General features: G+C 70.7%; 23 protein-coding genes. 15 read left to right on the forward strand and 8 right to left on the reverse strand.

From position 1 onward, the window contains the following. The first annotated feature begins 15 nt into the window (after positions 1-15). On the forward strand, positions 16-1,680 hold the full coding sequence (locus OG780_RS02380; protein ID WP_328444124.1) for a beta-1,3-glucanase family protein: 1,665 nt from the start codon (positions 16-18) through the stop codon (positions 1,678-1,680). Positions 1,681-1,798: 118 nt separating this feature from the next. On the opposite strand, the gene hemC is transcribed toward OG780_RS02380, so the two are convergent. Both hemC and OG780_RS02390 read right to left on the reverse strand, forming a co-directional pair. Next, complete coding sequence (gene hemC / locus OG780_RS02385; RefSeq protein WP_328444126.1) at positions 1,799-2,731, reverse strand: hydroxymethylbilane synthase; 933 nt, start codon at positions 2,729-2,731, stop codon at positions 1,799-1,801. A 279-nt stretch (positions 2,732-3,010) separates the two neighbouring features. Beyond that, entirely contained in the window at positions 3,011-3,577 is a 567-nt protein-coding gene (locus OG780_RS02390; RefSeq protein ID WP_328444127.1) for a PepSY domain-containing protein, read from the reverse strand. Between the two features lie 146 nt (positions 3,578-3,723). Here OG780_RS02390 and OG780_RS02395 point away from each other — a divergent pair, with 146 nt between their 5' ends. The 4 genes from OG780_RS02395 to pntB all read left to right on the forward strand — a co-directional run bounded on the left by OG780_RS02395 (position 3,724) and on the right by pntB (position 9,457). Then, complete coding sequence (locus OG780_RS02395) at positions 3,724-4,386, forward strand: response regulator transcription factor (protein ID WP_328444128.1); 663 nt, start codon at positions 3,724-3,726, stop codon at positions 4,384-4,386. A 32-nt stretch (positions 4,387-4,418) separates the two neighbouring features. Next, the gene (locus OG780_RS02400) at positions 4,419-6,077 is read left to right on the forward strand and encodes a sensor histidine kinase (RefSeq protein WP_328457841.1); all 1,659 of its coding nucleotides are present in this window, start codon (positions 4,419-4,421) and stop codon (positions 6,075-6,077) included. 362 nt (positions 6,078-6,439) lie between these two features. After that, positions 6,440-7,996: a Re/Si-specific NAD(P)(+) transhydrogenase subunit alpha gene (locus tag OG780_RS02405; protein ID WP_328444130.1), complete on the forward strand. Its 1,557-nt coding sequence runs from the start codon at positions 6,440-6,442 to the stop codon at positions 7,994-7,996. Between the two features lie 6 nt (positions 7,997-8,002). Next, on the forward strand, positions 8,003-9,457 hold the full coding sequence (gene pntB / locus OG780_RS02410; protein WP_328444132.1) for a Re/Si-specific NAD(P)(+) transhydrogenase subunit beta: 1,455 nt from the start codon (positions 8,003-8,005) through the stop codon (positions 9,455-9,457). A 205-nt stretch (positions 9,458-9,662) separates the two neighbouring features. Here the strand turns inward: pntB and OG780_RS02415 are convergent, their stop codons facing one another. From OG780_RS02415 to OG780_RS02435, 5 genes are all read right to left on the reverse strand, one after another. Continuing rightward, a complete protein-coding gene (locus tag OG780_RS02415) occupies positions 9,663-10,160 on the reverse strand; it encodes a hypothetical protein (RefSeq protein WP_328444134.1) in 498 nt (165 codons plus the stop codon). Positions 10,161-10,278: 118 nt separating this feature from the next. Continuing rightward, positions 10,279-11,154, reverse strand: a complete 876-nt coding sequence (locus OG780_RS02420; RefSeq protein WP_328444136.1) for a PhzF family phenazine biosynthesis protein — start codon at positions 11,152-11,154, stop codon at positions 10,279-10,281. A gap of 28 nt (positions 11,155-11,182) precedes the next feature. Beyond that, positions 11,183-11,653 (reverse strand): GNAT family N-acetyltransferase, encoded by a 471-nt coding sequence (locus OG780_RS02425; RefSeq protein ID WP_328444138.1) that lies wholly within the window; start codon positions 11,651-11,653, stop codon positions 11,183-11,185. Positions 11,654-11,698: 45 nt separating this feature from the next. Further along, positions 11,699-13,105, reverse strand: coding sequence for a hypothetical protein (locus OG780_RS02430; protein WP_328444140.1), 1,407 nt, complete (start codon positions 13,103-13,105; stop codon positions 11,699-11,701). A gap of 233 nt (positions 13,106-13,338) precedes the next feature. After that, the gene (locus OG780_RS02435; RefSeq protein ID WP_328444142.1) at positions 13,339-13,929 is read right to left on the reverse strand and encodes a chloramphenicol phosphotransferase CPT family protein; all 591 of its coding nucleotides are present in this window, start codon (positions 13,927-13,929) and stop codon (positions 13,339-13,341) included. A gap of 121 nt (positions 13,930-14,050) precedes the next feature. On the opposite strand from OG780_RS02435, the gene OG780_RS02440 reads away from it, so the two are divergent. From OG780_RS02440 to OG780_RS02485, 10 genes are all read left to right on the forward strand, one after another. After that, a complete protein-coding gene (locus tag OG780_RS02440; protein ID WP_328444144.1) occupies positions 14,051-14,680 on the forward strand; it encodes a TetR/AcrR family transcriptional regulator in 630 nt (209 codons plus the stop codon). 96 nt (positions 14,681-14,776) lie between these two features. Continuing rightward, positions 14,777-15,385: a TIGR03086 family metal-binding protein gene (locus OG780_RS02445; protein WP_328444146.1), complete on the forward strand. Its 609-nt coding sequence runs from the start codon at positions 14,777-14,779 to the stop codon at positions 15,383-15,385. A 227-nt stretch (positions 15,386-15,612) separates the two neighbouring features. After that, positions 15,613-16,290 carry a HEAT repeat domain-containing protein gene (locus OG780_RS02450; protein ID WP_328444148.1) on the forward strand — a complete coding sequence of 226 codons (678 nt, stop codon included), beginning with the start codon at positions 15,613-15,615 and terminating at the stop codon, positions 16,288-16,290. 3 nt (positions 16,291-16,293) lie between these two features. Beyond that, complete coding sequence (locus OG780_RS02455) at positions 16,294-17,298, forward strand: HEAT repeat domain-containing protein (RefSeq protein ID WP_328444150.1); 1,005 nt, start codon at positions 16,294-16,296, stop codon at positions 17,296-17,298. 245 nt (positions 17,299-17,543) lie between these two features. Beyond that, the gene (locus tag OG780_RS02460) at positions 17,544-17,912 is read left to right on the forward strand and encodes a VOC family protein (RefSeq protein ID WP_328444152.1); all 369 of its coding nucleotides are present in this window, start codon (positions 17,544-17,546) and stop codon (positions 17,910-17,912) included. Between the two features lie 273 nt (positions 17,913-18,185). Beyond that, complete coding sequence (locus OG780_RS02465) at positions 18,186-19,103, forward strand: ADP-ribosylglycohydrolase family protein (protein ID WP_328444154.1); 918 nt, start codon at positions 18,186-18,188, stop codon at positions 19,101-19,103. A gap of 148 nt (positions 19,104-19,251) precedes the next feature. Beyond that, positions 19,252-19,944, forward strand: coding sequence for a DUF4232 domain-containing protein (locus OG780_RS02470; RefSeq protein WP_328444156.1), 693 nt, complete (start codon positions 19,252-19,254; stop codon positions 19,942-19,944). Between the two features lie 147 nt (positions 19,945-20,091). Then, the gene (locus OG780_RS02475) at positions 20,092-21,066 is read left to right on the forward strand and encodes an NAD(P)-dependent alcohol dehydrogenase (protein WP_328444158.1); all 975 of its coding nucleotides are present in this window, start codon (positions 20,092-20,094) and stop codon (positions 21,064-21,066) included. A 238-nt stretch (positions 21,067-21,304) separates the two neighbouring features. Beyond that, positions 21,305-22,060 (forward strand): hypothetical protein, encoded by a 756-nt coding sequence (locus OG780_RS02480; RefSeq protein ID WP_328444160.1) that lies wholly within the window; start codon positions 21,305-21,307, stop codon positions 22,058-22,060. Between the two features lie 290 nt (positions 22,061-22,350). Continuing rightward, a complete protein-coding gene (locus tag OG780_RS02485) occupies positions 22,351-23,829 on the forward strand; it encodes a glutamate--cysteine ligase (protein ID WP_326783329.1) in 1,479 nt (492 codons plus the stop codon). An 81-nt stretch (positions 23,830-23,910) separates the two neighbouring features. On the opposite strand, the gene ltaE is transcribed toward OG780_RS02485, so the two are convergent. Further along, positions 23,911-25,038 (reverse strand): low-specificity L-threonine aldolase, encoded by a 1,128-nt coding sequence (gene ltaE / locus OG780_RS02490; RefSeq protein ID WP_328444163.1) that lies wholly within the window; start codon positions 25,036-25,038, stop codon positions 23,911-23,913. Between the last annotated feature and the right edge of the window lie 728 nt (positions 25,039-25,766).

A 25,766-nucleotide genomic window follows, 5' to 3' on the forward strand; every position in this document is an offset into this window, starting at 1 on the left:
TCCGGGAGGGCCCCCGTGGTTTCCCGACGTTCCTTCCTGGCCGGAGCCGCTGTCGTCACCGGCACAGCTGCGCTCAGCCCGTTCTCACCGGTCTCGCCGTTGACGTCCACAGCGGCAGCAGCGGGAGTCTCACTCCCCGTGAAACTGGCGAACAACTCCGGCCACGACACCGTCTACGCCTACATATCCGGCACCGACAGCAGCGGCTGGCCGGTCTTCGTCTCGGCGAGCGGCGCCCTGAACCGGGTGCCCAACCCGTCGTCCCCGGTGACCCCCACCGCCGACTACTCCATCGCGCTGGGTGCCTCCGGTTCGGCCGCCAGGACCATCACGCTGACCGACTACATCATCGGCGGCCGCGTCTGGTTCTCGGTCGGACAGAAGCTCCAGTTCTTCGTCAACCCGGGCACCGTGCCCGGGGTGGTGCAGCCCGCCCTGGTGAGCTCCGACTCCAACTGGGCCACCAACTGGACGTTCTGCGAGTTCACCTTCAACAGCGCGAACCTCTACGCCAACATCTCCTACGTCGACATGGTCGCGCTGCCGATCTCGATGGCCAGCACCGGCAGCGGAGGAACCCAGTCGGTCAGTCCGCTGCCCGCGGGGGCCCTCGCCTCCATCGCCTCCGGTCTGCAGGCACAGCACGCCTCCGACGGAGCCCCCTGGGACAGGCTGGTGGTCACCGACTCCTCCGGTGGGGTGCTGCGCGTCATGGCGCCGGCGCACTCGCCGGTGGACTTCGGCGGCTACTGGAACGACTACCTGAACCGGGTCTGGAGCCACTACGCCTCCACCCCGCTGACCATCAACGGCCAGGGCGGCATCGGTTCCTACACCGGCACCGTCTCCGGCAACGCCATCGTCTTCTCCGGTCTCAACACCAACGGCGTGCCGTTCACCAAGCCGAGCGCCGTCGACATCTTCGGCTGCGCGTCCGGTCCCCTCTACAACTCCGGCGGGGACGCCCGCGGGGCGATCGCCGCCCGGCTCGCCGCCGCGCTCAACCGCAGCTCGCTCCTGGTCCCGGGCGGAAACAACAACCCCGACGGCGTGACGCCCTCCCAGTACTACACGGACTCGGTCACCAACCACTACGCGCGGCTGGTCCACAAGTACGCCAGCATCGGCTACGCCTTCCCCTACGACGATGTCGGCCCCACCGGCTCGGCCCCCGTCGACGGACACATCCAGGACGGGGCGCCCACCTCGTGGAGCATCACCCTGGGCGCCGGGGGCTCGGGGGGAGGATCAGGGGGCGGCTCGGGCAACGTCAGCGCCTACAGCACCATCCAGGCCGAGTCCTACTCGGCGCAGAGCGGGACCACCACCGAGAGCTGCTCCGACTCCGGCGGCGGCAGCGACGTGGGCTACATCGCGAACGGCGACTGGCTCAAGTTCTCCTCAGTCGACTTCGGTTCGGCCTCTCCGAACCAGTTCAAGGCCCGGCTGGCATCCGGCGCCGCCGCCGGCGTCAGCGGTGCCGTCCAGGTACGGCTCGACAGCACCAGCGGCACGAAGATCGCCGAGATCAACTTCGCCAACAACGGCGGCTGGCAGAACTGGCAGACCGTTCCCGCGAACATCGTCGCCTCCGCCACCGGAGTCCACGACGTGTACCTGGTCTTCTCGGGCAGCAGTTCCGACTTCACCAACATCAACTGGTTCACCTTCACCAGCTGACCCGCGCGTCTCGGCGGTGCGGCCTCCCCACAAGGGCGGTCGCACCGTCGTCTCGCCGTGTTGTCGCCCCGTTCCCGCGCCGCCTGAACCGACCTCGCTCGCCGCCCGGGCCCCGGCGTCAGTGGGCGATGCTGTCGATCAGTTCGCGGGCGCCCTGTCGCAGCAGAGCCAGCGCGACGGACGCACCGAGGTCCGACGGGTTGAGTCGTCCGGCCCATTCGTGGGCGTTCAGGACGGTCTTTCCGTCGGGGCTGAACACGCAGGCCCGCAGTGACAGATCGCCCCGGGACGCCTTCGCGTATCCGGCGATCGGGCTGTTGCAGTGGCCTTGGAGGACGTGCAGGAACATCCGCTCCGCCGTGGTCTCCCGATAAGTGCCGGGATCGTTCAGTCCGCTGACGATGCCGATCGTGGAGGTATCCGCCTCACGGCACTGAAGAGCCAGGACGCCGGCCCCGATCGGCGGGCACATCGTCTCGGTCGACAGGACCTCGGTGATCATGTCCGGCCGGCCGATGCGCTCCAGTCCGGAGGCGGCCAGCAGCAGGGCGTCGACCTCGCCCGCGGCGAGCTTGTCCAGGCGGCGGTTGGCGTTGCCGCGAAACGGCACGCATTCCAGATGCGGGTGGGAGGCGGCGAGTTGAGCGACCCTGCGCACCGAGGACGTTCCGATCCGGGTCCCCGCGGGGAGCTCGTCGAGGAGCAGGCCGCCGGGATGGACGAGGGCATCACGGATGTCGTCACGCTTGAGGAACGCCGCGAAGGTCGTCCCGGCGGGCAGCGGCCTGTCCGCGGGCACGTCCTTGACGCAGTGCACCGCGAGGTCCGCCTCCCCGGCGACGAGCGCGGCGTCGACCTCCTTGGTGAACGCCCCCTTGCCCTCGACCTGGGAGAGATCTCCCATCCATTTGTCACCGGTGGTCTTGACCGGGATCACCACGGTGCGGAGTTCAGGATGCAGCACGCCGAGTTCGGCGCGGACGCGCTCCACCTGGGCCAGGGCCATGGGCGAGTCACGGGAGACGATGCGGATCAGCTCAGGAGCGGACATGTCGTACACAATAGTGCGTCGGAGCCGGACTCCCACCGTCAATCCGGAGGTCCACACCGGCGGCGTACCAAGGACGTTGGGGGCGCGCCGCAGACGACGGCCGCCCTCCACGCGGACGCCTTCTCGCTGCGCCGGGCCGTCGGCAGCGATGAGCGGATGCCAGCCCGTCCAACTCCTCCGATCCCCGGCAGCCTTGTCTTGGGCACCCGCCCACTCCCCAATCTGGAGGGGTCCGCGATCTGGAGGGGTCCGCGCCGTGCGGGGCTGCCCGGCCTTCCGTCAGTGGTCGTCGCCGCCGTGGCCGCCACGGTGCCGGCCACGTCCACCGTCGTCACCGGCGTGACGGTCCCCGCCGTGGTCGTCCCCCACGTTCAGGTGGTCGTCGCCGCCCGTGGCGCCACCGTGGTCGTCACCAGGAGCGTCGTCCTGTCCGCGGGTTCCACGACCGCGGTCGTCTCCGCCGGTGTGCACGCCGTGGTCGTCACCCGGGCCGTCGCCGCCGCCGCGCCGGTCCAGGGTGACGGCGCCCGTGCGGCTGTCGACGCGCACTTCGCGGCGGACGTGGTCGGCGCCGACGATGTGCACCTCCCAGTAGTCCGGCTGGTCACCGTCGAGTTCGACCCCGACGACCGTACCCGGGTACGCCTTCCGCGCGGCGGCAGCCGCCTGGGCGGCCGTCAGGGAGGCCGACGACGGGGACGGTGCGGGCGACGCCGTGGCGGACGGCCGGTCCTCGGGACCGCCACCGTGCCGGTCGGTGCCTCCCGTCGCGAGCGCCGAGTACCCACCGCCGCCGATGAGCACGGCGGCCACGAAGACGGTGGCGATGGAAGCGGTGCGCTTCATGTCGAACCTCCCCGGCCGGAGGACTGCCCGGCCTGTGTCGTATCTGTGTCATGCCTGTTGGATGTCGCCAATGTGCCTGGGGAAAGCTGAAGGGCACCTGAAGCCACCTGAAGATCCCTTCAGGTTCTGTTTGGGAGGCTGGGCACATGCGCCTGTTGATCGTGGAGGACGAGAAGCGGCTCGCCGTCTCGTTGGCCAAGGGCCTGCGGGCCGAGGGCTTCGCCGTGGACGTCGTCCATGACGGGACCGAGGGACTCCACCTGGCCTCGGAAGGCGTTCACGACCTGGTGCTGCTCGACATCATGCTGCCGGGCCTCAACGGCTATCGCGTCTGCGCGGCCCTGCGCGCGGCGGGCCACAACATGCCGATCCTGATGCTCACGGCCAAGGACGGCGAGTACGACGAGGCCGAGGGCCTGGACACGGGCGCCGACGACTACCTCACGAAACCGTTCTCGTACGTCGTGCTGGTGGCGCGGGTGAAGGCGCTGCTGCGCCGCAGCGGCACGGCCGGCGCCTCGCCCGTCCTGCGGGTCGGGGGGCTCGTCGTCGACACCGTCACCCGCCGTGTGTGCCGGGGCGAGACGGAAGTGACGCTCACCGCGAAGGAGTTCGCCGTGCTGGAACAACTCGCGACACGGGCCGGGCAGGTGGTCGGCAAGCCCGAGATCCTGGAGCACGTCTGGGACTTCGCCTACGACGGCGACCCGAACATCGTCGAGGTGTACGTCAGCACGCTGCGCCGCAAACTCGGCACCGACGCGATCCAGACCGTACGCGGCGCCGGCTACCGGATGGCGGGCTCGTGAAGCGGCGGCTGTTCGGTTCCGTGAAGGCCACGATGGTCCTGTGGGCCACGGCCGTGGTGGCGGTCGCGCTGGTGGCCGCCGGGATCGCGGTGCTGATGTCCCTGCGCATGAACCTCACCGAGCAGGCACAGGGCGAGGCCAACGACACGGCCCGCAGGATCGCCCTCGGGGTCGCCACCTGGCGCGGGGGTGACGCCCGGCTGCCGCTGCCGGAGGGTGTGCGGGAGGGAATCCCGGTTCAGGTGACGGACGAGAACGGTCATCTGCTGGCCGTCGGCGACGGACTGGAGAGCATCAGCGGCACCGGCGTCACGGCCGTTCGCGTGCCGCGGGCCGCCGCCTCCCCCGCCACTCCCTCCCCGTCCTCGTCCCCGTCCGCGACCCCGACACCCGCCCCGGCCCCCGCCACCCAGCTCGGCACCGAAGCGGCCGACGACCACGGCGGCGGCCGCGGCCGGGACAGGGACCGCGGCGGCGACGACGGCGCGGACGACAGCGGATCGGCCGGCCACGGCTCCGACGACAGCGGATCGGGCAGCCACGGATCGGACGACCACGGTGCCGTCGGCAGCCCGACGCCCCAGGCCAACGACCCGGCCATCGGCACCATCGGTGACACCGTCCAGGAGGGCTCCGGGCACGCGGTGGTCGACGGGCGCCGTGCCCCGTACCGGTTCGCCACCATCAAGGCCACGGATCTCGGCGGCCGCACGGTGCTGGTCCACGCGGGCGCCTCGCTGTCGGCCCGCGAGAGCGCCGTCCGCAGCGCCGCGGTGGCGATGCTGGCGGGACTGCCGCTGATCCTGCTCGTCATCGGCGGCGTGACCTGGCTGGTGACACGGCGTGCCCTTGCGCCCGTGGAGGGCATCCGGCGGGAGATGGCGGCGATCACCGCCTCCGAGGACCTGTCCCGACGCGTACCGGAACCCCCCTCGCACGACGAGGTGGCCCGGCTGGCCCGCACCACCAACGAGACGCTCACCGCGCTGGAGGCCGCCGTCGACCGGCAGCGCCGCTTCGTCGCCGACGCCTCCCACGAACTGCGCAGCCCCATCGCCTCTCTGCGCACCCAGCTCGAAGTCGGCTCCGCTTACCCACAGTTGCTGGACGTGCCCGGCGCGGTCAAGGACACCGAGCGGTTGCAGCACCTCGCGGCCGATCTGCTGCTGCTCGCCCGGCTCGACGCCGGGGAGCGGCCGGGGCAGGCACCGGTCGACCTCGGTGAGCTGGTCCGCGAGGAGGCGGGGCACCGCCCGTCCGACCGCACGCCGGTGTCCCTCCATACCGGCGAGGAACTCCACGTGACGGGCTCGCGTGGTCAGTTGGCCCGCGTGATCGGCAACCTCCTGGACAACGCCCAGCGGCACGCGCAGGACGGGGTCGTCGTGCGGGTGGAGAGACGGGGCGACCGGATCGTACTCACCGTCGCGGACGACGGCAGCGGTGTGCCGGCCGCCGAACGTGAGCGGATCTTCGAGCGGTTCGTACGGCTGGACGACGCGCGCGCCCGCGACGAAGGCGGCGCCGGGCTGGGCCTGGCCATCGCCCGCGACGTGGCGCGCCGCCACGGGGGCACACTCACCGCGGGCGAGGCACCGTCCGGAGGCGCGCTGTTCGAACTGAGCCTGCCCGCGGCCCCCGTCCTCGCCCCTCACGCACACGCGACGCCGGAGCGGGCTCAGGAGTCCTGACATGACCGGCACCTGACCGGCACCTGACCGGCGCCTGAGCGACACCGTGTGCGGTGGAGCCCGACCGCGGCCGGCCCGCGTGCCGGGAGTTCCGCCGTCGGCGCCGGGGCAGCCGGAGCGGATCAGGAGAGGGACCATGCCCACTCCTGACCCGTCGAAACGGTGGGGAACATGTCCGGAACGCCGTACCACGACGCCCTCCGCGTGTTGTCGGCAACAGACCTCGCGTGAAACAAGTCACGGCTGCGCGCTGTGCCGAACAGCCTGCTCCACCATGTAAGTTCCTGCGTCCAAGGGGCGTGGACTCCCCCTGATCACACATTCGTGCCAGCACATCTGCGCCCCCTGAGGGAGACATCACCATGCCCGCAGAAGAATCGGCCCACCACCCGCCCCAGCGCATCGGAGTTGTGGCCGAGTCCACTTCCGGGGAGACCCGTGTCGCGGCGACGCCCGCCACAGTGCGCCAGTTGGTGGGACTGGGCTACGAGGTCGTCGTCGAGTCGGACGCCGGCACGGCGTCGGGCTTCACGGACGACGCCTACGGTGACGCGGGCGCACGGATCGGCGACGCCTGGCAGACGGACGTCGTGCTCAAGGTCAACTCCCCTTCGACGGGCGAGATCGCGCGCGTGCCCGACGGCTCGACCCTGATCGGCCTGATCAGTCCGGCCCAGCGGGCGGACCTGCTCGCGGAACTCGCGAGCCGTCCCATCACCGTGCTGGCCCTGGACGCGGTACCGCGGATCTCGCGGGCGCAGTCCATGGACGTACTCAGTTCCATGGCCAACATCGCCGGCTACCGGGCCGTGATCGAGGCGGCGCACGTGTTCGGGCGCTTCTTCACCGGCCAGGTGACGGCCGCGGGCAAGGTCCCGCCGGCGAAGGTGCTGGTGGCCGGTGCCGGTGTGGCCGGTCTGGCCGCCATCGGCGCCGCCTCCAGTCTCGGCGCGATCGTCCGGGCGACCGATCCACGGCCGGAAGTGGCCGACCAGGTGAAGTCGTTGGGCGGCGAGTACCTCGCGGTGAACGTCGCGCAGGAGGCGAGCACCGACGGCTACGCCAAGGCTACCTCCGCCGACTACGACCGCGCCGCGGCCGAGCTGTACCACGGGCAGGCGAAGGACGTGGACATCGTCATCACGACCGCGCTGATCCCGGGCCGCCCCGCCCCGCGCCTGCTCACGGCGGAGGACGTGGCGGCGATGAAGCCCGGCAGCGTCATCGTCGACATGGCCGCCTCCCAGGGCGGCAACGTGGCGGGAACCGTCGCCGGCCGCATCGTGGTCACCGACAACGACGTGACCATCATCGGCTACACCGATCTGGCGTCCCGGCTGCCCACCCAGGCCTCGCAGTTGTTCGGCACCAACCTGGTGAACCTGATCAAACTGCTGACGCCCGGCAAGGACGGCCGGCTGGTCATCGACTTCGACGACGTGGTCCAGCGGGCGGTGACCGTGGTGCGCGAGGGTGAGGTCACCTGGCCTCCGCCGCCCGTGGCCGTCTCGGCCCCCGCCGCCCCCCGGCCCGCCCCCGCGGCGGCTGCCGCACAGCCGAAGGAACCGCGACTCACCCCGGCGGCCCGGTTCGCCCTGTTCGGCGCCGGCCTGCTGGCGATGTTCGCCCTCGTCGCCTTCGCCCCCGCCCAACTCGCCGCGAACTTCACGGTCTTCACGCTGGCGGTGGTGATCGGCTACTACGTGATCGGCAAGGTGCACCACGCGTTGCACACACCGCTGATGTCCGTCACCAACGCGATCTCCGGGATCGTGGTGATCGGAGCGCTGCTCCAGATCGGGCACGAGAGCGCGGTCGTCACGACGCTCTCGTTCGTGGCGATCCTGCTGACGAGCGTCAACATCTTCGGCGGCTTCGCCGTCACCCGCCGCATGCTGTCCATGTTCTCGAAGGGCTGAGCCGCCATGACTACCACTACAGCGTCCCACGCTGCGGACCTGGTCGCCGCCCTGCTGTTCATCCTCAGCCTGGCGGGACTGTCCCAGCACCGCACCTCCCGTGCCGGCGTCGTGTACGGCATCGCCGGCATGGCCCTCGCCCTGGTCGCCACCGTCGTGCTCGCGGCACAGAGCATCAACGCGGGCGCGGTCACGCTGATCGTCGTCGCGATGGTGCTCGGCGCGGCGATCGGCGTCTGGCGGGCGCGGCAGGTCGAGATGACCGAGATGCCCGAACTCATCGCCGTGCTGCACAGCTTCGTCGGCCTCGCCGCGGTGCTGGTCGGGTGGAACAGCTACCTGGAGGTCGAGGCGCACGGCGCCGCGCAGAGGCACGTCACGGCCGATCTGCTGGAGATCCACCACGCCGAGGTGTTCATCGGCATCTTCATCGGCGCGGTCACCTTCACCGGCTCGATCGTCGCCTTCCTCAAGCTGTCGGGGCGCGCCAAGTCCCGTCCGCTGGTCCTGCCGGGCAAGAACGCGCTCAACGTCGCGGCGCTGGTGGCGTTCGTGGCGCTGACGGTCTGGTTCACGATCAGCCCCAGCCTCGGTCTGATGATCGCCGTGACCGTGCTCGCGCTCGTCCTCGGCTGGCATCTCGTGGCCTCGATCGGCGGCGGCGACATGCCCGTCGTCGTCTCGATGCTCAACAGCTACTCCGGCTGGGCCGCCGCGGCGGCGGGATTCCTGCTCGACAACAACCTGCTGATCGTCACGGGCGCGCTGGTCGGATCCTCGGGCGCCTACCTGTCGTACATCATGTGCAAGGCGATGAACCGGTCCTTCATCTCGGTCATCGCGGGCGGCTTCGGCATCGAGGCTCCCACCGGTGGGGACGAGGAGCAGGGCGAGCACCGCGAGATCCAGGCCCGGGAGGTGGCCGAGCTTCTGACCCAGGCCCGGTCCGTCGTCATCACCCCCGGCTACGGGATGGCCGTGGCCCAGGCGCAGCACCCGGTCGCCGAGCTCACGCGTCAGCTGCGCGAGCGCGGCGTGGAGGTCCGCTTCGGCGTCCACCCCGTGGCCGGCCGTCTGCCCGGGCACATGAACGTGCTGCTGGCCGAGGCCAAGGTGCCGTACGACATCGTCCTGGAGATGGACGAGATCAACGACGACCTCGCCGACACTTCCGTCGTCCTGGTCATCGGCGCCAACGACACCGTCAACCCGGCCGCGGAGGAGGACCCCACCAGCCCGATCGCGGGCATGCCGGTCCTGCGGGTGTGGGAGGCGGAGCAGGTCGTCGTCTTCAAGCGCTCCATGGCGTCCGGCTACGCGGGCGTGCAGAACCCGCTGTTCTTCCGCGAGAACAGCGGCATGCTCTTCGGTGATGCCAAGCAGAGCGTCGAGGAGATCCTTCGCGCTCTGCCGTCCGACCCCCGCGCCCAGGCGTCGAGCGAAGCCGCTCTCGCCCGCTGAGGCCCCGGCGCCCCGCCTCCGCGTCACGCACGGCCGCGTCACCGGCTGCGCCCGGTCCGGGCACGGCCCCGCGCGGCCATGGACCCGGCTGCCACCTCAGGCAGCCGGGTCCGTCCCGGCCGCACCTCCACGCCCCGCACAACCATGGTGACGGAGCACACGACGATCCGAACACGATGCCGTCAGGTGACCGACACGGTGGGTCCTAGTCACCCGAGGAGCCGAAGATGCCCAGATGAGTGGGCCTTTCATCGGAGTAGAGGACGACGTAATAGCCGGTCCACCTCATCCGACGCTCGCCCAGCAGACTCCGCGCATGCTCCTCGTGGCTCGTGGTCTCGGCGGCAGCGGCGACGAGTCTCTCGTACTCCTCGACCGTGGGACGGTCGGTAGCGAAGTGGTGAGCCACCCGGCTCGCCGCCAGGGGGCGGAGTGTGCCGTAGTCAGAGGGACGGGACGGGACCGGCGGGGCATCCGTGGCGACGACCCTGTCGATGTCGAGGATCGTGTGGGTGCCCTCCGTCCCCATGAACTCCTCGTCCTCATACAGGTCCTCGATGCTTCGGTAGCTCGATCCGTCGCCGTACTCCTCCTGAAACACCCTGACCCGCAAGGCCTCCAGAGCCGCCTCGACGTCCCCGTCGTACCTGGTGACGTAGTCCCACCCACTGGCGCCCATCGAGCCACCCTCCCTGAAGATCACGTACGACCGAACGGTAGCGGCGGGCACTGACACCGGGGTTCCCGCACCCGCCGACCGGGACGTGTCCGGCTGACGGGCGGCTACGGGCGTGGCTGTGTGATCGGACGGGTCCCGGCTCCTAGCGGATGCGCATTCCCGCGCCGCCGACGCGGACGCGGGGGTCGCCCGCGCGCAGCGTCACGGTGAGCCGGCCGGGGCGGCCCAGGTCCTCGCCCTGGTGCAGGGTGAGCACGGCGTCCTCGGGGACGAGGCCGAACTCACGGACGTACGCACCGAACGCGGCGGCCGCGGCGCCGGTCGCGGGGTCCTCGACGACACCGCCGACGGGGAAGGGATCGCGGACGTGGAAGACGGTGGCCGTCTCTCGCCAGACCAGCTGGACGGTCGTCAGGTCCAGGCGGTGCATGAGGGCTTCGAGGCGCGCGAAGTCGTACGCGAGATCGGCGAGGCGAGCGCGCGTCGCCGCCGCGAGTACGAGGTGGCGGGCACCGGCGAACGCGATGCGGGGCGGGAAAGCCGGGTCGAGGTCGGCGGCCGGCCAGTCCAGCGCGGCGAGCGCCTCCGTGAGGTCGGCGTCGGCGATCTCCTCGATGTGCGGCTCCACGCTGGTGAGCGTGACCCGGATCGTCCCGCTCTCCTGGGTCACCTCAACCGGCACGACGCCGGCGCGCGTCGAGAACACCAGCTTCCCGGGCCCGATTCGCTCGGCCAGCGCCACGGCCGCCGCGACGGTGGCATGCCCGCAGAACGGTACCTCCGCCTTCGGGCTGAAGTAGCGGACGCTGTAGGTGCGTCCCTCCTGGCCTTCGAGTCCCTCCGGAGGCGGGGTCAGGAACGCGGACTCCGAGTATCCGAGTTCGGCGGCGACGGCCAGCATGTCGCTGTCGTCGAGGGCGGTGGCGTCCAGAACGACACCGGCGGGATTCCCGCCGTCCGGGGTGTCGGAAAAGGCGGTGTATCGCACTACCTCGGGCCGCGGCCCATTCGTCGTCATGATCGTCGGAACGCGGGACACCCGCCGGCTATTCCGCGTCCAGTTCCAGGGCTCCCACCGTCTGGTCGCCGCTGGTCTCCCCCGTGGGCCGGAATCCGAGCGTCAGATAGAACTGTCCGGGGCCGTCCTCGCCGGGGTGCCAGGTGGTGGTCAGGTGAGTGCCTCCCCGGCGCCGGATCTCGGCGGCCACGGACTGCACGGCGAAGCGTCCGTAGCCCCTGCCCTGCCTTCCGGCCGCGATGTTGAGGCGCCAGAGTCCGGAGCGGAGGTCGGTACCGTCGCCGGTCCAGTCGATGTCGAAGAAGGCCATGAGGAACCCGACGACCTCGTCGCCGTCGCAGATGAGCCGGGGCCAGGCGATGCCGGGGTGGACGTACGCCTCGGCGAGCGACTTCACCACGGGTGCCACCGCGTGTTCCTGGTCGGGGCGGACCTTCAGGCCGATGGCGGTCTCGAGGTTGTCAGGGGTGATCTCTTGCAGGTGCAGCGAAACGGGCATGTCCGAACTCTATGCGGGGACGGGAAGCCGCCTGTCCCCAAATGATCACTGCGTGATCGGCTTCCTGGAGGACTTTCGGCGCCGCAGGTACAGGGCCACGGCGAGGCCGAGCGGCGGGACGACGGCAGCGGTGCCGAGGTAGAAGCCGGGGGTGGCCCAGGCCGGGCCCGGCCATACCGACACGGCGACGTCCGCCGTGTCGTCAGCCGGCTCGGTGTCGCGGCTGGGACGGCCCGGATCGCCGTCCGAGACCGTGACGTAGCCGTCGCGGTCGGCACCGTCCTTGTCGATGCGGAGGGTGAAGGGGAAGGTCGTCGTGTCCCCCACCGACCCGACGCGAGCCGTGCACACGTACCGTCGGGCACTCGGCTGCCTCACGAATGCTTCGGCCAGTGGTGCGTCATCGGCGGCGACGGCCCGGCAGTCCTGGTCCTTCACCTCCTCGTCGCTCTCGAAGCTGTACGGCGACGCCATGACGGTGGTGCCCTCCGGCACCGTGAAGACGACTTTCGCCGTGGCCGGCAGCGCACCGGGGCCGTTGTTCCGCACGCCGATCCGCACCGTGGCGAGGCTGCCGACGGGGCCGCGGGCCGTGTCGCCGATCGCTGCGAGCCCGCTCCGGTTGCGCACGCTCACGTGAAGCGCCTCGCGGCCGTCGTCGGCTGTGCCTGTCGCAACGGGGTCGGTCCCGGATGCGGGGGCGAAACGCAGTGGAGGCCCGCTGCCCGGCCGGTACCCCGACGCGACCTCGGCCGGGGGCACGTAGTCGGTACCGACGGCATCAGCAGTGAAATTGACGGTCGGATAGGTGGCGTCCCGCGCGGTTCGCAGGTGTTCGGGGGCGTCCAGGCTGTACGACCGGCCGGGCGCGATGGTCACGTCGTCGGCGAGGAGCCGACACCACGCCGAAGTGTCGTCTCGATAGCGGCAGTTGCGGTGCCGGTCGCCGAGCGTGATGCCGTCCTGCCCTTCCATGCGCAGCGCCACTCCGCGGGCGGGCACATCACCGGCATTGCGTACGGTCAGACGGACCGCGAGGCTCTCGCCGGGTTCCACGGGGCCCGGATCGGGGTGCAGCGCGACCCGGAGCTCCGGTCTGCCGACCACGATGAGGGAGTGACCGGTGACGGGAGTCAGGCCGGGCGCGGTCACGCGGTAGCGCAGCACCCCGGAGTCGCCGGCTTTCGCGCCTTTCGCGGGGCTCAGGTGGAAGGCCTGGATGCCTACTCCGCCTGTCGGACCCACCTGGGTGTCGCAGTGGAAGACGGGCAGGTGGACGACGCATACGTCCAGCGCCCGTTTGACGGTGACGACGTCCTTCAGATCTCCGGCGTCGAAGGTGATCCTCAGTCCGACCGTCGCTCCGCCGGTTCTTTCCTGGACCTGCAGGTCGGATGCGCCGCGCTGATGATCCCGTGAGACGTAGAAGACCGGGGGAGCCACGAGTGTCACGTCGGCTCCCCCGCCTGAGGAACACCCTGAGAGGCAAGCGGTCATGGCAGCCAGCATGAGCAGGAGGACGACAGCGGCCCTGCGCCCACGGATGAGGTGGCTGACTTCCCGGCTCGACTCTCCGCGTGCGCGACCGTCCCGCCGTAACGTCTGCATGATCACCACACTGCCGAGTCCAGATCACGTTCACGCCTCGCTCCGGTCACGGGGTGTCCTGGCCGCCTCGGAAGCGGTCACACCTGGCCGGCGGTCGTGTCCGGTTCATCGCTCGACGACAAGTAGCGATCACGCAGTCGGGCGAAGGCAGTGGGGCTGGGACGAAGCGGAAGGAACTCCTTGATCCTTTCAGCGCATTCGCGCGGGCTCGACGTGCTGGTGTCGCACTCCAGGTCGTAGTCGCCGTGACGGTGGACGAGGTCGTACTGGTGCGCGGCCAGGCCCGACGGGCGGTCTCCGCGCGCCTGTTCCCGGCGCAGGAGTTCCTCCAAAGGGCAGTGGACGCCTACGAACAGCACGTCCTCGGCGCGAAGAACCGACAGGCAGTCGAGCAACCGCCACGGCTCGCTGAGCACATGGTCCACGACGATGTCGTTGCCGACCTCGGCCATCGCCGCGATCGAGCGGTGGAAGCCCATCCTGGTCCGCCGCAGGGCGCTTTCGAGTTCCTCCGCTCCGAGTGCTCGTTTGGTGCGCATCGCGTTGAAGCCGTCCACCGCCAAGTGGAAGAAGACACCGTCGTCGAGAACGTCGAGCAGCTCGCGGGCGACACTCGACTTTCCTGAACTGGACGTACCGTTGAGGAAGATGATGCGACCGGCTGTCATACGGGCATGATCACACAGGTGTGGCGGGGGAACCCTTCGCAGGCGCGGCGCCCGCACGGATCATGCCGGGCGCCTGCACCGTGGTCGCCGGGCACTCGGCGCCAGGACAGGGAGGGCGTGGATGACCCGGCTCGACGGACGGCTCGAACGGGGCAACCGCACACGGCAGTTGGTGCTTCACCGAACGGTCGACATCGCCTCGGTCGAGGGGCTTGAGGCACTGTCCGCGGGACGGCTCGCGACCGAGCTGGGCCTCAGCAAGAGCGGGGTGTTCGCACTCTTCGGGTCCAAGCAGGAGCTTCAGCTCGCGACCGTGCGCGAAGCCGGGCGGATCTTCGGCGAGCGGGTGGTCCGGCCCTCGGAACAGGTCCCCGCGGGCGTCGGACGGGTGGGGCGGCTGTGCGAGTTGTGGCTCGAGTACTCGCGCGGGCGAGTCTTCCCGGGCGGCTGCTTCTTCTACGGGGTCATCGCCGAGTTCGACGCCCGGTCGGGGCCGGTCCATGACGCGGTGGTGTCGGCGCACCGGGCCTGGACGGCGCTGATGGAGCGCACGATCGATGAGGCCCGTACGGGCGGCGAACTGCGATCGGACACCGACGTTCCTCAACTCGCCTTCGAAATCGTCGCATTGATGGAAGCCGCCAACGCCGTCTCCGTACTGCACGCCGAGGAAACCGCCTATCGGCGTGCCCGGTTGGGCATCGCGAACCGGTTGCGGAACGCCTCGGTGGAAGGGACGCCCGCGCCCTGAGGGAGCTGATCCCACGGGTCGTCCCTCTGCGCCCGGGGAACTCCTTTGACCGGAAAACAAATTGAACGATCGGTCGCACAGTTTTACGGTCGGTTCATGACTGTCACCGGAGCGGACATCGTGGAGCTCGACCGGATCGCCGTGGACGAGGCCCTGCGGGTGGTGGAACTGGCGGAGAACGCGGACTGGGACCGGGACACTCCCTGCGCGGGCTGGAACCTTCGACGGCTCGTGGCGCACATGACCGCGCAGCACCTCGGATTCGCGGCGGCGGCACGCGGCGCGGGCCTGGATGCGGTCCATTGGCAGGAGCCGCCGGGCATGGACGATCCGGCCCTCGTCCACCGGGTGGCCGCGACGGCCGTACTCGCGGCCTTCGCCGAACCCGGCGCGACAGAAAGGGAGTTCGCACTCCCGGAGCTGGGCGGGAGCTTTCCCGGACGGCAGGCCGTCCGCTTCCACTTCATCGACTACGTGGTTCACGCCTGGGACGTCGCCGCAGCCCTGGGAGTGGGACTGGAACTCTCCGACGACGTCCTCGGCGCGGCACTCGCCACAGCCCGACGGGTACCGGCCGATCCGGCCCTCCGCGGCCCCGGAAACGCCTTCGCCCCGGCACTGGACCTGCCCGGCGGGTCGGGACCCCTCGACGAGACGCTGCGCCTGTTGGGCCGGGAGCCGCACCGGTGGCCCGCAGCCGCCTGACCCCACGGGTCTCACCCGCCCCGGCGTCGCCGCCGCCGACCGAGGTGCCCGTCCGGGTCGTGAACCCCGAGGGGTCCTTCGCTCTCGGTACGGCCGGGACACGAGCCGGAGACCGCGCGGTCCGGACCGGTCCGCTCATGCAGGCGGTGCGCGGCCCCCGCGCGCCGGTCCCGGTTGACCTTGACACGGTGGCAAGGCTTTCACTGCGTGCCAAGGAGGTGATCTCGATGACGATCACGAAACGGGACGCGGATGCGGATGCGGTACGCGAGCTCCGGGGGCTGGAGGACGACAGCTCATCCGTGCGGCTGCGGGCCGCTCTGGCAGCCGGCACGACGCCCGACCCACGCTTCGTCGCCGACCTCGTCCGGCGATCCGCGGTCGAGCCGGAGTTCTTCGTCCGCGACATGCTGACCTGGGCGCTCACCCGCCACCCGGTGTCCATGACACTGCCCGCGCTGCTCCGCGAAGTCCGCTCGGACCACGCGCAGGCACGGAGCCAGGCGCTGCACACGCTGTCCAAGATCGGGGACCGACGGGCGTGGCCGGCGATCACGCCGAGCCTGCTGTCCGACGCCGACGACGAGGTCGCGCGGAGCGCCTGGCGCGCCGCGGTCGTGCTCGTGCCCGCGGGCGAGGAGGCGTCCCTGGCCGCGGAGTTGGCGACTCAGCTCGGGCGCGGCGAGCGGGAGACGCAACTCAGTCTCAGCCAGGCGCTGACCGCGCTGGGAGACGTGATCGTGCCGGTCCTGCTCGCCGCGACGACGGCGCCCGCCCCGCGCGTACGTACGCACGCGCTCGCCACCCAGCGACTGCTGCGCGATCCCGACGCCGGATTCGAGGGGGCGATCGAGGAGGCGAAGCGCGTCGCGGTTCTCGACGGGCCTGGTCAGGAGGGACGATAGGGCGTGTTGATCGGTGAGGTGGCGCGGCGGTCCGGTGTCAGTGCCCGCATGCTGCGGCATTACGAGTCGCTCGACCTGGTGCGTCCCTCGGGGCGTACCGGCTCCGGCTACCGGGAGTACTCCGGGGACGACATCAGGCGGATCTTCCATATCGAGAGCCTGCGGTCACTGGGTCTGTCGCTGCGTGAGATCGGGCGCGCTCTCGACGATCCCGGCTTCACACCCTCGTCGCTCGTCGAGGGCCTTGTCCGCCAGACGCGCGAACGCATCACGGCCGAGACCGAGTTGCTCACGCGACTGCGCAGGATCCACGCCGCGGAACCCGCCGACTGGGAAGACGTCCTCCAAGTTGTCGCGCTCCTCCAGGCGTTGGCCTCGAAGAGCGCCGACGCACGGCAGCGCGCCGCCCTGTCCTCGGCCGGCGAGGTTCCGGTGCCTGTGGAGGCCTTGGTCGAGGCAGTGCTGAGCGAGACGGAGCCGAACGTCGCCGGGGCCCTTCGATGGGCACTGGCGCGCTCCGGCGACCGCGGACCGGCGCTGCTCGCGGAGGGCCTGACCTCGCCGTCGGCCGCGGTACGGGAACGTGCCGTCCGGTCACTCGCCGAGATGCCCGGCGACGAGGCCACCGCGCGTCTGCGGACCGCCCTCGCACACCCCGACGCCGTGGTCCGCGGGCATGCGGCTCTGGCGCTCGGGGCACGGGGCGTGACCGATGCGGTCCCGACACTCGTCGACATGATCGTGGAGGGACGCAACGACACCGACGCGGCGGACGCGCTGAGCGTGCTGGCGAGCGACACCGCGACGGCGGACGGGCTCACGAACAGGCTCCTCGACCGTCTCGCCCGCCCCACCACGGAAGCGCCCGCGCGTGGACGGCTGACCCAGGCACTGGCGGGCATCCCGGGGACGAGGACGTACGACGCCCTCGTGGAGCTGTCGAACGACTCGGACCGTGCCGTCGCCCTGACCGCGGCGTACCTTCTGCACCTGCGTGACGCACGGTGACACAGGTCCTCGCGGCGATGCCTCGCCGGTTCCTCGGCCGTGCCTCGATCCGCCGCTGCTCGTCGAGAGCGGTTCTCCGCGGCCGCCGGGGCGGGAACCTGGGTACACCACCGCCCGACACACCGACGCCCCGACACCCCCGTACACACAACCGTCCACGCACCCGTAGGAACGCCCGAAAGCACCGTCCGCTCGGGCTTGTCCGCTCGGGCTTGTTCACTCGGTCTGTCCGCCAGAATCAGCGCATGCTGAAAGTCGGTTCCGTTGTCCTTGGTGTCTCGGATGTGCCGCGCGCCGCCGCGTTCTGGACGGAGGCTCTGGGCTACGTCCCCCGCGACGAGTTGGAGGACGACTGGGTGGTGCTGGTGCCGGCGGACGGAACCGGAGTGCGGCTGTCACTCGGCCTCAGCGAGACGCCGGTGCAGGAGCATCCGCGGATCCACCTGGATCTGTACGCCGGGGACACTGCCGACCAGGCTGCGGAGGTCGAGCGCCTGGTGTCTCTGGGCGCGCGGCGCGTCGACTGGGATCTCTATCCGGACGACGCCGACTTCGTCGTGCTCGCCGATCCCGACGGCAACCGCTTCTGCGTCATCGACACCGGTCACCACTGACGGGATGCCCTCGTGGGCGGATCGGCTGCGTGCGGGGACTCTCCGGCCCCAGGGACGTTCCCCTCACTGCAACGGGCGGAAGACGATCTGCTGTTGGGAGCCGCGGGGGCGGGGCGGTCTCGGCAGGTCACGGCGACAGCGCGTTCCGCCACGACGGACTCCCGTCGAGAAGGCGGCACTGCGCCGCGGTAATCGTTGGGTTCGGTGAGCGCAGAAGCACGCCCGCGCCGATAACGGAGTGCCGGAGTGCCGTCGCGCTGTGATACTGCTCCGATGATCAACGTGCCTGCCGCCGCTCTGGACTCGCTGAACGGGCTTGCCTTCGGTGACGCCTTTGGTGACCGTTGGTTCGGCATCCTGCGCCGGAACGGTCCCGCGGTCCTCGAGGCGCGGACGCTGCCCCCGGAGCCGCTGTGGCAGTGGAGCGACGACACGGCCCAGGCCCTCGTCCTCGTCCGCGAACTCGCCGAGGGCGGCGGCACCATCGACCAGGACCGCCTCGCTCTGCGCTTCGCGGCCGCCTACACCGAGGACACGCACCGCGGTTACGGAGCCTCGATGCATGACGTGCTCCGTCGGATCGGCGCGGGCGAACCCTGGCGGGAGGTGGTCGCCGGACAGTTCGGCGGCCTGGGTTCCTGGGGCAACGGCGCGGCCATGCGTGCCGCCCCGCTCGGCGCCTGGCACGCCGCCGACCTCGACGCGGTCGCCGAGGAGGCCGCCCGCCAGGGCGCGGTCTCGCACCACCACCCGGAGGCGGTGACCGGGGCGGTGGCGGTCGCCCTCGCCACGGCGCTGGCAACGCGCAGCCGGGGCGTAAGCGCTCCGGCACGGCCGGACTTCCTCCAGGCCGTCGCCGAACGACTCCCCGACAGCGACGTCCGGTCGGGGGTGCGGATCGCGGCCCGGATGCCGGAGCGCACCTCGGTGCGGCACGCCGCGGAGGTCCTGGGCTCCGGCTACAGGATGTCCGGGCCCGACACCGTGCCCTTCGCGCTGTGGTGCGCGGCGGGGCACCTCGACGACCTGCACGAGGGCCTGTGGTTCACGGTCGCCGGGCGCGGTGACATCGACACCACCTGCGCCATCGCGGGCGGGGTCATCGCCGCTCGCACGGGAGTCGCCGCTCTTCCCGCGGCCTGGCACACGGCCCGGGAACCGCTGCCCCCGGTCGTGTCGGAGCCGGAGTAATCGACGGTGTTCGGTGCCTCGCGTGTAACAGGCGTGTATTACCCGGTGGCCGGGCGGAACGCGTGCCGGGCCGGGCCGGTCTTGGGGTTCGGAAACGCTCGCTCGCACCGAGCGGCCGGCACCACCGACCGATACCGAGGATGAAACGATGCGCGTTCACAGGCTCACCTTCGCCGCCCTGGCTGTCGCCGCAGGTCTCTCGCTCACGGCCTGCCAGAACGGGGACGACGGTACGGGACAGAGCGCACCGTCCGCCACGTCCCACGAGTCCGCCCCGGGTGGCGGTGCGAGCTCGAACGGTGCGGATCAGAGCGGCGGTTCGAGCTCGGGCGGTTCGGATCAGAGCGGCGGGGCGGGAACCGGGAAGGGGTCGGCCGGGAAGGGCTCGAGTGCCGGGACCGGCTCCGACGCGAGCGGCAAGGTCGACCGGTGTCACACCGACGAGCTGGAGATCACCGCGAAGGACGACACCATCGACGGCGACCCCGACGGCACCGTCGTGGTGCAGCTGAAGAACGGCGGCGGCCGGGACTGCACGATCTCGGGGTACGCGGGCGTCGACCTGAAGACCGGTTCGGGATCGGTCTCCGCGAAGCGCACCGGGGCGCCGGCCGACAAGACCGTCCTCAAGAGCGGGCAGTCGACAGCCTTCGGCATCACCTACCCGCTCAACGAGTCGGGCGGCTCCGGCGTCCGCATCACCGGCCTGCTGGTGACCCCGCCGAACGAGACGAAGACGGTCACCCTCGCCTGGCCGGGCGGCCCCACGCTGCCCGTCACGGACGGCGCCGGCACCCCGGTGAAGGTCGGCCCGATCGGAAGCGCCGGCCAGGGCGGCTGACCCGTACGCCCGGGAACCGCCTCCGCGCGTCACCTAGGGATTCGCCCCGATACCCACGCCGCCGTCGCTTGCCTACCATCGTGAGTGGTGCTGAACATCCGGTCAGCCGTTCCATTCCGCACCGAACTCGTGCGTCACGGAGGCCCGATGAAGGCGATCGCCCAGGACCGGTACGGCTCACCCGACGTCTTGGAGCTCAGAGATGTCGACACGCCGGCTGTCGCCGACGAAGAGGTACTGGTCCGCGTCCACGCGGCCTCGGTCAACGCCCGCGACTGGCACCTCATGCGGGGCGACCCGTACCTGGCGCGCCTGGCGCTCGGGGTGAGCGGTCCGAAGACGAAGATCAGGGGCACGGACTTCGCGGGCCGGGTGGAGGCGGTGGGCAGAGCCGTGAAGCGGTTCCGTCCCGGCGACGAGGTGTTCGGCGAGACCGAGGGCGCGTTCGCCGAGTTCGTGTGTGCCTCGGACGACGTGGTGGAGCCGAAGCCGGCCGCGCTGTCGTTCGAGCAGGCGGCCGCGTTGCCGCTGGCGGGGAACACCGCGCTGATGGGCCTGCGGGACCTGGCACAGGTGCAGCCGGGGCAGGAGGTACTGATCAATGGTGCGTCAGGCGGTGTGGGCACCTTCGCGGTGCAGATCGCCAGGGCGTTCGGCGCGGAAGTGACGGGCGTGTGCAGTGCGAGAAACGGCGAACTGGTTCGGTCACTGGGCGCGGATCACGTCATCGACTACGCCCAGGAGGACTTCACCCGGAACGGACAGCGGTACGACGTCGTCCTCGACCTGGTGGGGAACCACTCGCTGGCCGGGTTCCGCCGCGCCCTGAAACCCACGGGGACGATCGTTCTCTCCGGTGGGGGCGTCTTCGAAGGCGGGAGTGTCATCGGGCCGATGGGGCTCCTCATCAGGGGGCAGGTGATGTCACGCTTCGCCCGCCACCGGCTGCTCGTCCTCACGGCGACACCGAGCAAGGAGAACCTGGCGACCCTGCGGGAACTCGCCGACTCCGGGAAACTCACCCCTGTCATCGACCGCACCTACCCCTTGAGCGAAGCTCCCGAGGCCATCCGGTACCTCGAAGGGGAGCACGCGCGCTCGAAGGTCGTCATCACCGTCTGACGGAGAGCTCTGTCCGTCCGGTCCAGGTCCACGTCCAAGGCGCCGTCCCGCACCAGGAGCGCGGCCACCGGGTGCACCGCGGCAATCGTGCTGCCTCGCGACCGGCCGGGCGGTAGAGTCCGTCCGTGCGTTGATCTTCCAGGTGGCCGCCCCGTGCGGCCGCGGACGGTACGGGGCGCCTCGTAACGCGGTCGCCCCGGCAGGCATACCCGTCGTCACCTCACCGGAGATCCGCACTATGCGTGCTCGACAGCCCCTCGGCTACGACGCGTTCATCGAACTCGCCACCGCCGACCCAGCCGTCGTCGGCCTCGTCCTCAAAGGGTCCCGAGCCCATGACGGCATGATCACCCCGTACTCCGACCACGATCTCTACGTCGTCGTCGCCGACGGCACCAGCACCGGTCCGACCCGGTTCGCGAGCCGTCGCGGCACCGGAATCGACCTCGTCGTCGTCACGCTCACCGAGTTTTGTGGAGCCGGAATTCCGGGGTGGGAACGCTACGCCCTCGCCCGTGCCCGGATCGTGCTCGACCGGCTCGACGGAGGCATCGCCCGTGTCCTCGACCGCTGGGCACGACTGGACCCCGACGAGGCGTTCCGGAGCTCCGGCGAATGGCTCGACGCCTACGCCAACTCCCTCTACCGCTCCGTCAAGAACCACCGCGACGGCCTGGCTCTCGCCGCTCGCCTCGACGCCGCCGACAGCATGCGGCTCCTGCTCGAACTGCTCTTCGCTCTGGACCGCCGCCCCCGCCCGTACAACAAGTACCTGGAGTGGGAGCTCGCCCGGTACCCGCTGCCGGGCTGGGACACCGACAGGCTGCTGCGTGCCGTGGACCGCGTCTCGGCCACGGGTGACACAGCCCTGCAACGGCACCTGTTCACCCTTGTCGAGAAGGCGGCCAGAGCGGCCGGACACGGCGACGTGCTGGACGCCTGGGGCGACGACCTCGACCTCATGCGACCGCCTGCCGAAGGCGACGGCAGGTGACGGAAGCCCGGGTGACGGCGAGGCCATCCCGAGGGGGATCTCCCCTTGGAAAGGGGCCGGACCACCACACGGGATCCATCGCCGGACGGGCCCCACCGCCCACACGGGATCCGCCGCCGGAGCAGGCCGGACCACCGCAGCCCAAGTCACCCTCCGAAGCGAATCGGACACCGCATGTGACCGCCTTCCCCGGCTCCGGCCCGGCGTGCAGGGGCGTCCCGCATGGTCAGACCCGCGCCATGGTGCGACGCTGGAGGGGAGAGGTATCCGTGGGGCCACCGGGAGGACCGATGGGACGCGACGTTCCGGCGCTGGTCTTCACCCGCGAGGACCGTCGCCGGTACCGGATCAAGATGCAGGAATGTCTCGACGCCTTCTCGCAGATGCTGCGGGAGTCACGGTTCGACGTGGAGCGCCCTCGGGTGGGCCTGGAGATCGAGCTGAACCTGACCGACACCGAGGGCGAGCCGACGATGCGGAACGCCGACGTGCTGGCGGCCATCGCGGACCCCGCCTGGGACACCGAGCTGGGCCGGTTCAACCTGGAGATCAACGTTCCGCCCCGGCGGCTGATCGCGGGCGGCCCCGACGCCTGGGAGGAAGAGATCCGCGCCGCCCTGAACCACGCGGACGAGCGTGCCAGGACGATCGGCGTCCATCTGATCATGATCGGCATCCTGCCCACCCTGCGGGAGACGGACGTCGGACCGGACGCGCTGTCGGAGAACGCCCGCTATCAGCTGATCAACGAGCAGGTCTTCGCGGCGCGCGGCGAGGATCTGCTCATCGAGGTGGACGGCGTCGACCGGCTGCGGACCTACGCGGACACCATCACACCGGAGGCCGCGTGCACGAGCACGCAGTTCCATCTCCAGGTGTCACCGGAGGAGTTCGCCGACTACTGGAACGCGGCGCAGGCGATCGCCGGAGTCCAGGTCGCGCTGGCGGCCAACTCGCCCTTCCTGTTCGGCAAGGAACTGGCGCACGAGACCCGTATCCCGCTGTTCGAGCAGGCGACGGACACCCGTCCGCAGGAGATCAAGGCGCAAGGCGTACGGCCCCGGGTCTGGTTCGGGGAGCGGTGGATCACCAGCGTCTTCGATCTCTTCGAGGAGAACCTGCGTTACTTTCCCGCGCTGCTGCCCCTGTGCGAGGACCAGGACCCCACGCAGACGCTGGACCGCGGGGACACACCGGAGCTGTCCGAACTCACCCTGCACAACGGGACGATCTACCGGTGGAACCGTCCGGTCTACGCCGTCGCCGAGGGCAGACCGCACCTGAGAGTGGAGAACCGCGTGCTGCCCGCGGGCCCGACGGTCGCCGACACCCTCGCCAACGGTGCCTTCTACTACGGTCTCACCCGCGCCCTGGTGGAGGAGGACCGGCCGGTGTGGTCGCGGATGTCCTTCTCGGCCGCCGAGGACAACCTGCACGCCGCGGCCCGGAACGGCATCGACGCCCGGCTCTACTGGCCGGGAACGGGTGAGGTGCCGGTGCCCGAACTCGTCCTGCGGCGGCTGCTGCCGCTGGCGCACCGGGGCCTGGAGCGCTCGGGCATGGACGAGGCCTGGCGGGAGCCGCTGCTCGGCATCATCGAGCAGCGGTGCGTCACCGCGCGCAACGGGGCGGTCTGGCAGAAGGAGATGCTGCACCGCTTCGAATCGTCGGACCACTGCGGCCGTCACGAGGCCCTGCGACGCATGACCCGGCAGTACATCGACTACATGCACCTCAACGCACCGGTCCACACCTGGCCGGTGGACTGACGCCCGCCGGGCGCGCGTGTTCCGAGGACCGGCATCGGACCTCCCCCGTCCCCGAACGCCCGGCCCGACGGCCCTGTGGGATCAGCCTGTTGCCGTCTCGGCCAAGGTCTCGCGCACGATCCGCACAGCGCGTTCCGTGTCGGCGCGCGTCACGTCCAGGTGGAACACGAAGCGCAACTGGCCCGGGTATCCCGCGCACAGCAGCCCACGACGCGCCAGCCGGTCGCGCACCTCGTCGGTCTCCAGGCCGGGGGCGGAACTCGCGAAGACCATGTTGGTCCCGCTGGGTTCCATGGTCAGGCCCGGCACGTCCTTCAGGCTCTCCGCGAACAGCGCGGCGTGCGCATGGTCGTCGGCGAGCCGCGTCACGTGGTGGTCGAGCGCGTGAAGTGCCGCGGCCGCCAGCACGCCGGCCTGTCGCATCCCGCCGCCCAGGACCTTGCGCCAGCGCCGTGCCTCGGCCACGAACTCCCGCGATCCCACGAGCGCCGAGCCGACCGGCGCGCCCAGGCCCTTGCTGAAGCAGACCGACACGCTGTCGAAGTGGCCGGCGATCAGCCGTGCCCGCTCGTACGGATCGCCCCCGCCGGCCACCGCCGCGTTGAACAGCCGTGCCCCGTCCAGGTGCGTGGCGAGTCCGTGGTCGCGGGCCACGTGCGTGGCGGTCTTCAGGTAGTCCATCGACACGGCTCGGCCACCGATGGTGTTCTCCAGGCAGAGCAGCCGCGTGCGCGCGAAGTGCGAGTCGTCCGGTTTCACGGCCGCCGCGATGTCCAGCGGGTCCAGCGTCCCGTCCGCCCGATGCGGCAGCGGCTGGGGCTGAATGCCTCCGAGCACGGCGGCGCCGCCGCCCTCCCACCGGTACATGTGGGCCATCTGCCCGGCGATGTACTCGTCCCCGCGCCCACAGTGGGTCAGCAGAGCGCACAGGTTGCTCTGTGTCCCCGAGGAGACGAACAGCGCGGACTCGAATCCGAGCAGCCCGGCGATCCGCTCCTGGAGCGCGTTGACGGTGGGATCGTCACCGAAAACGTCGTCACCGACCTCGGCCTCGGCCATCGCCCGGCGCATCGCCTCGCCGGGCCGGGTGACGGTGTCGCTGCGCAGATCGATGAGCCGGCCGGACTCGCCGAGGGCGGCATCGGCCGCGTTCACGGCGCGGGAGACATCGGCGGCGTCGCTGGCACGGGCGGAATCAGTGGTGGGCACACGCACACTCTGCCACGCCGGAAGTGGCCCCTCGTGCCGGGGTTCCCGGCGAGCCTCCTAGTAGTGCCTGGTCAGGTCGGTTGTTGTGGTGCGTGTCCTTCGTGACTCGACATCTCGAAGATCAGCCGGTGACCGTTCATCTATGCGGGCACCATCCCGATGCCGGAGCAAACCCCCGGATCAGGTCGAACCCGTACACCACTTCCCTGGACGCAACCCCTGCCGCTCGCCGATGTCGCAGCGATGGACCCTCTGCTTCCCTCGGCCCCGAGAACGTCCACGCCCGATGGGACGGTCGAAGGTGGTGCCGAACCGCGTGGCCGAATGGAGTCACCGGGCACGTCGACATCGCGAAAGGATCTCGGGCTGTCGCGCAACCGTTCTCCAGCCCAGCGGGTCCTACTTGGCGTCAGAACTTCTCGGCGGGATCCGGGGGCTCTCGGAAGGGATCCAGGCCCGTGGGGTTCTGATACGGAGGGGCAAGCCGAGGAGCCGGGTAGGACAGGTCGGTTCCTCGAAGTTCATGCCCCCTGCGCGGGCCGCGCTCAGCCCTTGACCCCGGCTTCCTGCCTCCGCCTGGGCGACAGTGACGTGTCCGCAGTGACAGAGGGAAGAGGCAGCCGGTACCCGCGCAGCCCCCGTGACGGCGCGGCTCCGGGCTGCTCCTGCGCCTGCTGCCCTGGGACGCGGAGCCACAGGACCGACCGGCAGCTCGAGCAGGACGACTA

The organism is Streptomyces sp. NBC_00386 (assembly GCF_036063235.1).
Classification (GTDB): domain Bacteria; phylum Actinomycetota; class Actinomycetes; order Streptomycetales; family Streptomycetaceae; genus Streptomyces.

Bases quoted from the DNA above. Each gene is read 5' to 3' on its own strand.
- hemC (WP_328444126.1), bottom strand. From the start codon at position 2,731: ATGTCCGCTCCTGAGCTGATCCGCATCGTCTCCCGTGACTCGCCCATG.
- OG780_RS02390 (WP_328444127.1), bottom strand. From the start codon at position 3,577: ATGAAGCGCACCGCTTCCATCGCCACCGTCTTCGTGGCCGCCGTGCTC.
- OG780_RS02395 (WP_328444128.1), top strand. From the start codon at position 3,724: ATGCGCCTGTTGATCGTGGAGGACGAGAAGCGGCTCGCCGTCTCGTTG.
- OG780_RS02400 (WP_328457841.1), top strand. From the start codon at position 4,419: ATGGTCCTGTGGGCCACGGCCGTGGTGGCGGTCGCGCTGGTGGCCGCC.
- OG780_RS02405 (WP_328444130.1), top strand. From the start codon at position 6,440: ATGCCCGCAGAAGAATCGGCCCACCACCCGCCCCAGCGCATCGGAGTT.
- pntB (WP_328444132.1), top strand. From the start codon at position 8,003: ATGACTACCACTACAGCGTCCCACGCTGCGGACCTGGTCGCCGCCCTG.
- OG780_RS02420 (WP_328444136.1), bottom strand. From the start codon at position 11,154: ATGACGACGAATGGGCCGCGGCCCGAGGTAGTGCGATACACCGCCTTT.
- OG780_RS02425 (WP_328444138.1), bottom strand. From the start codon at position 11,653: ATGCCCGTTTCGCTGCACCTGCAAGAGATCACCCCTGACAACCTCGAG.
- OG780_RS02435 (WP_328444142.1), bottom strand. From the start codon at position 13,929: ATGACAGCCGGTCGCATCATCTTCCTCAACGGTACGTCCAGTTCAGGA.
- OG780_RS02440 (WP_328444144.1), top strand. From the start codon at position 14,051: ATGACCCGGCTCGACGGACGGCTCGAACGGGGCAACCGCACACGGCAG.
- OG780_RS02445 (WP_328444146.1), top strand. From the start codon at position 14,777: ATGACTGTCACCGGAGCGGACATCGTGGAGCTCGACCGGATCGCCGTG.
- OG780_RS02450 (WP_328444148.1), top strand. From the start codon at position 15,613: ATGACGATCACGAAACGGGACGCGGATGCGGATGCGGTACGCGAGCTC.
- OG780_RS02460 (WP_328444152.1), top strand. From the start codon at position 17,544: ATGCTGAAAGTCGGTTCCGTTGTCCTTGGTGTCTCGGATGTGCCGCGC.
- OG780_RS02465 (WP_328444154.1), top strand. From the start codon at position 18,186: ATGATCAACGTGCCTGCCGCCGCTCTGGACTCGCTGAACGGGCTTGCC.
- OG780_RS02470 (WP_328444156.1), top strand. From the start codon at position 19,252: ATGCGCGTTCACAGGCTCACCTTCGCCGCCCTGGCTGTCGCCGCAGGT.
- OG780_RS02475 (WP_328444158.1), top strand. From the start codon at position 20,092: ATGAAGGCGATCGCCCAGGACCGGTACGGCTCACCCGACGTCTTGGAG.
- OG780_RS02480 (WP_328444160.1), top strand. From the start codon at position 21,305: ATGCGTGCTCGACAGCCCCTCGGCTACGACGCGTTCATCGAACTCGCC.
- OG780_RS02485 (WP_326783329.1), top strand. From the start codon at position 22,351: ATGGGACGCGACGTTCCGGCGCTGGTCTTCACCCGCGAGGACCGTCGC.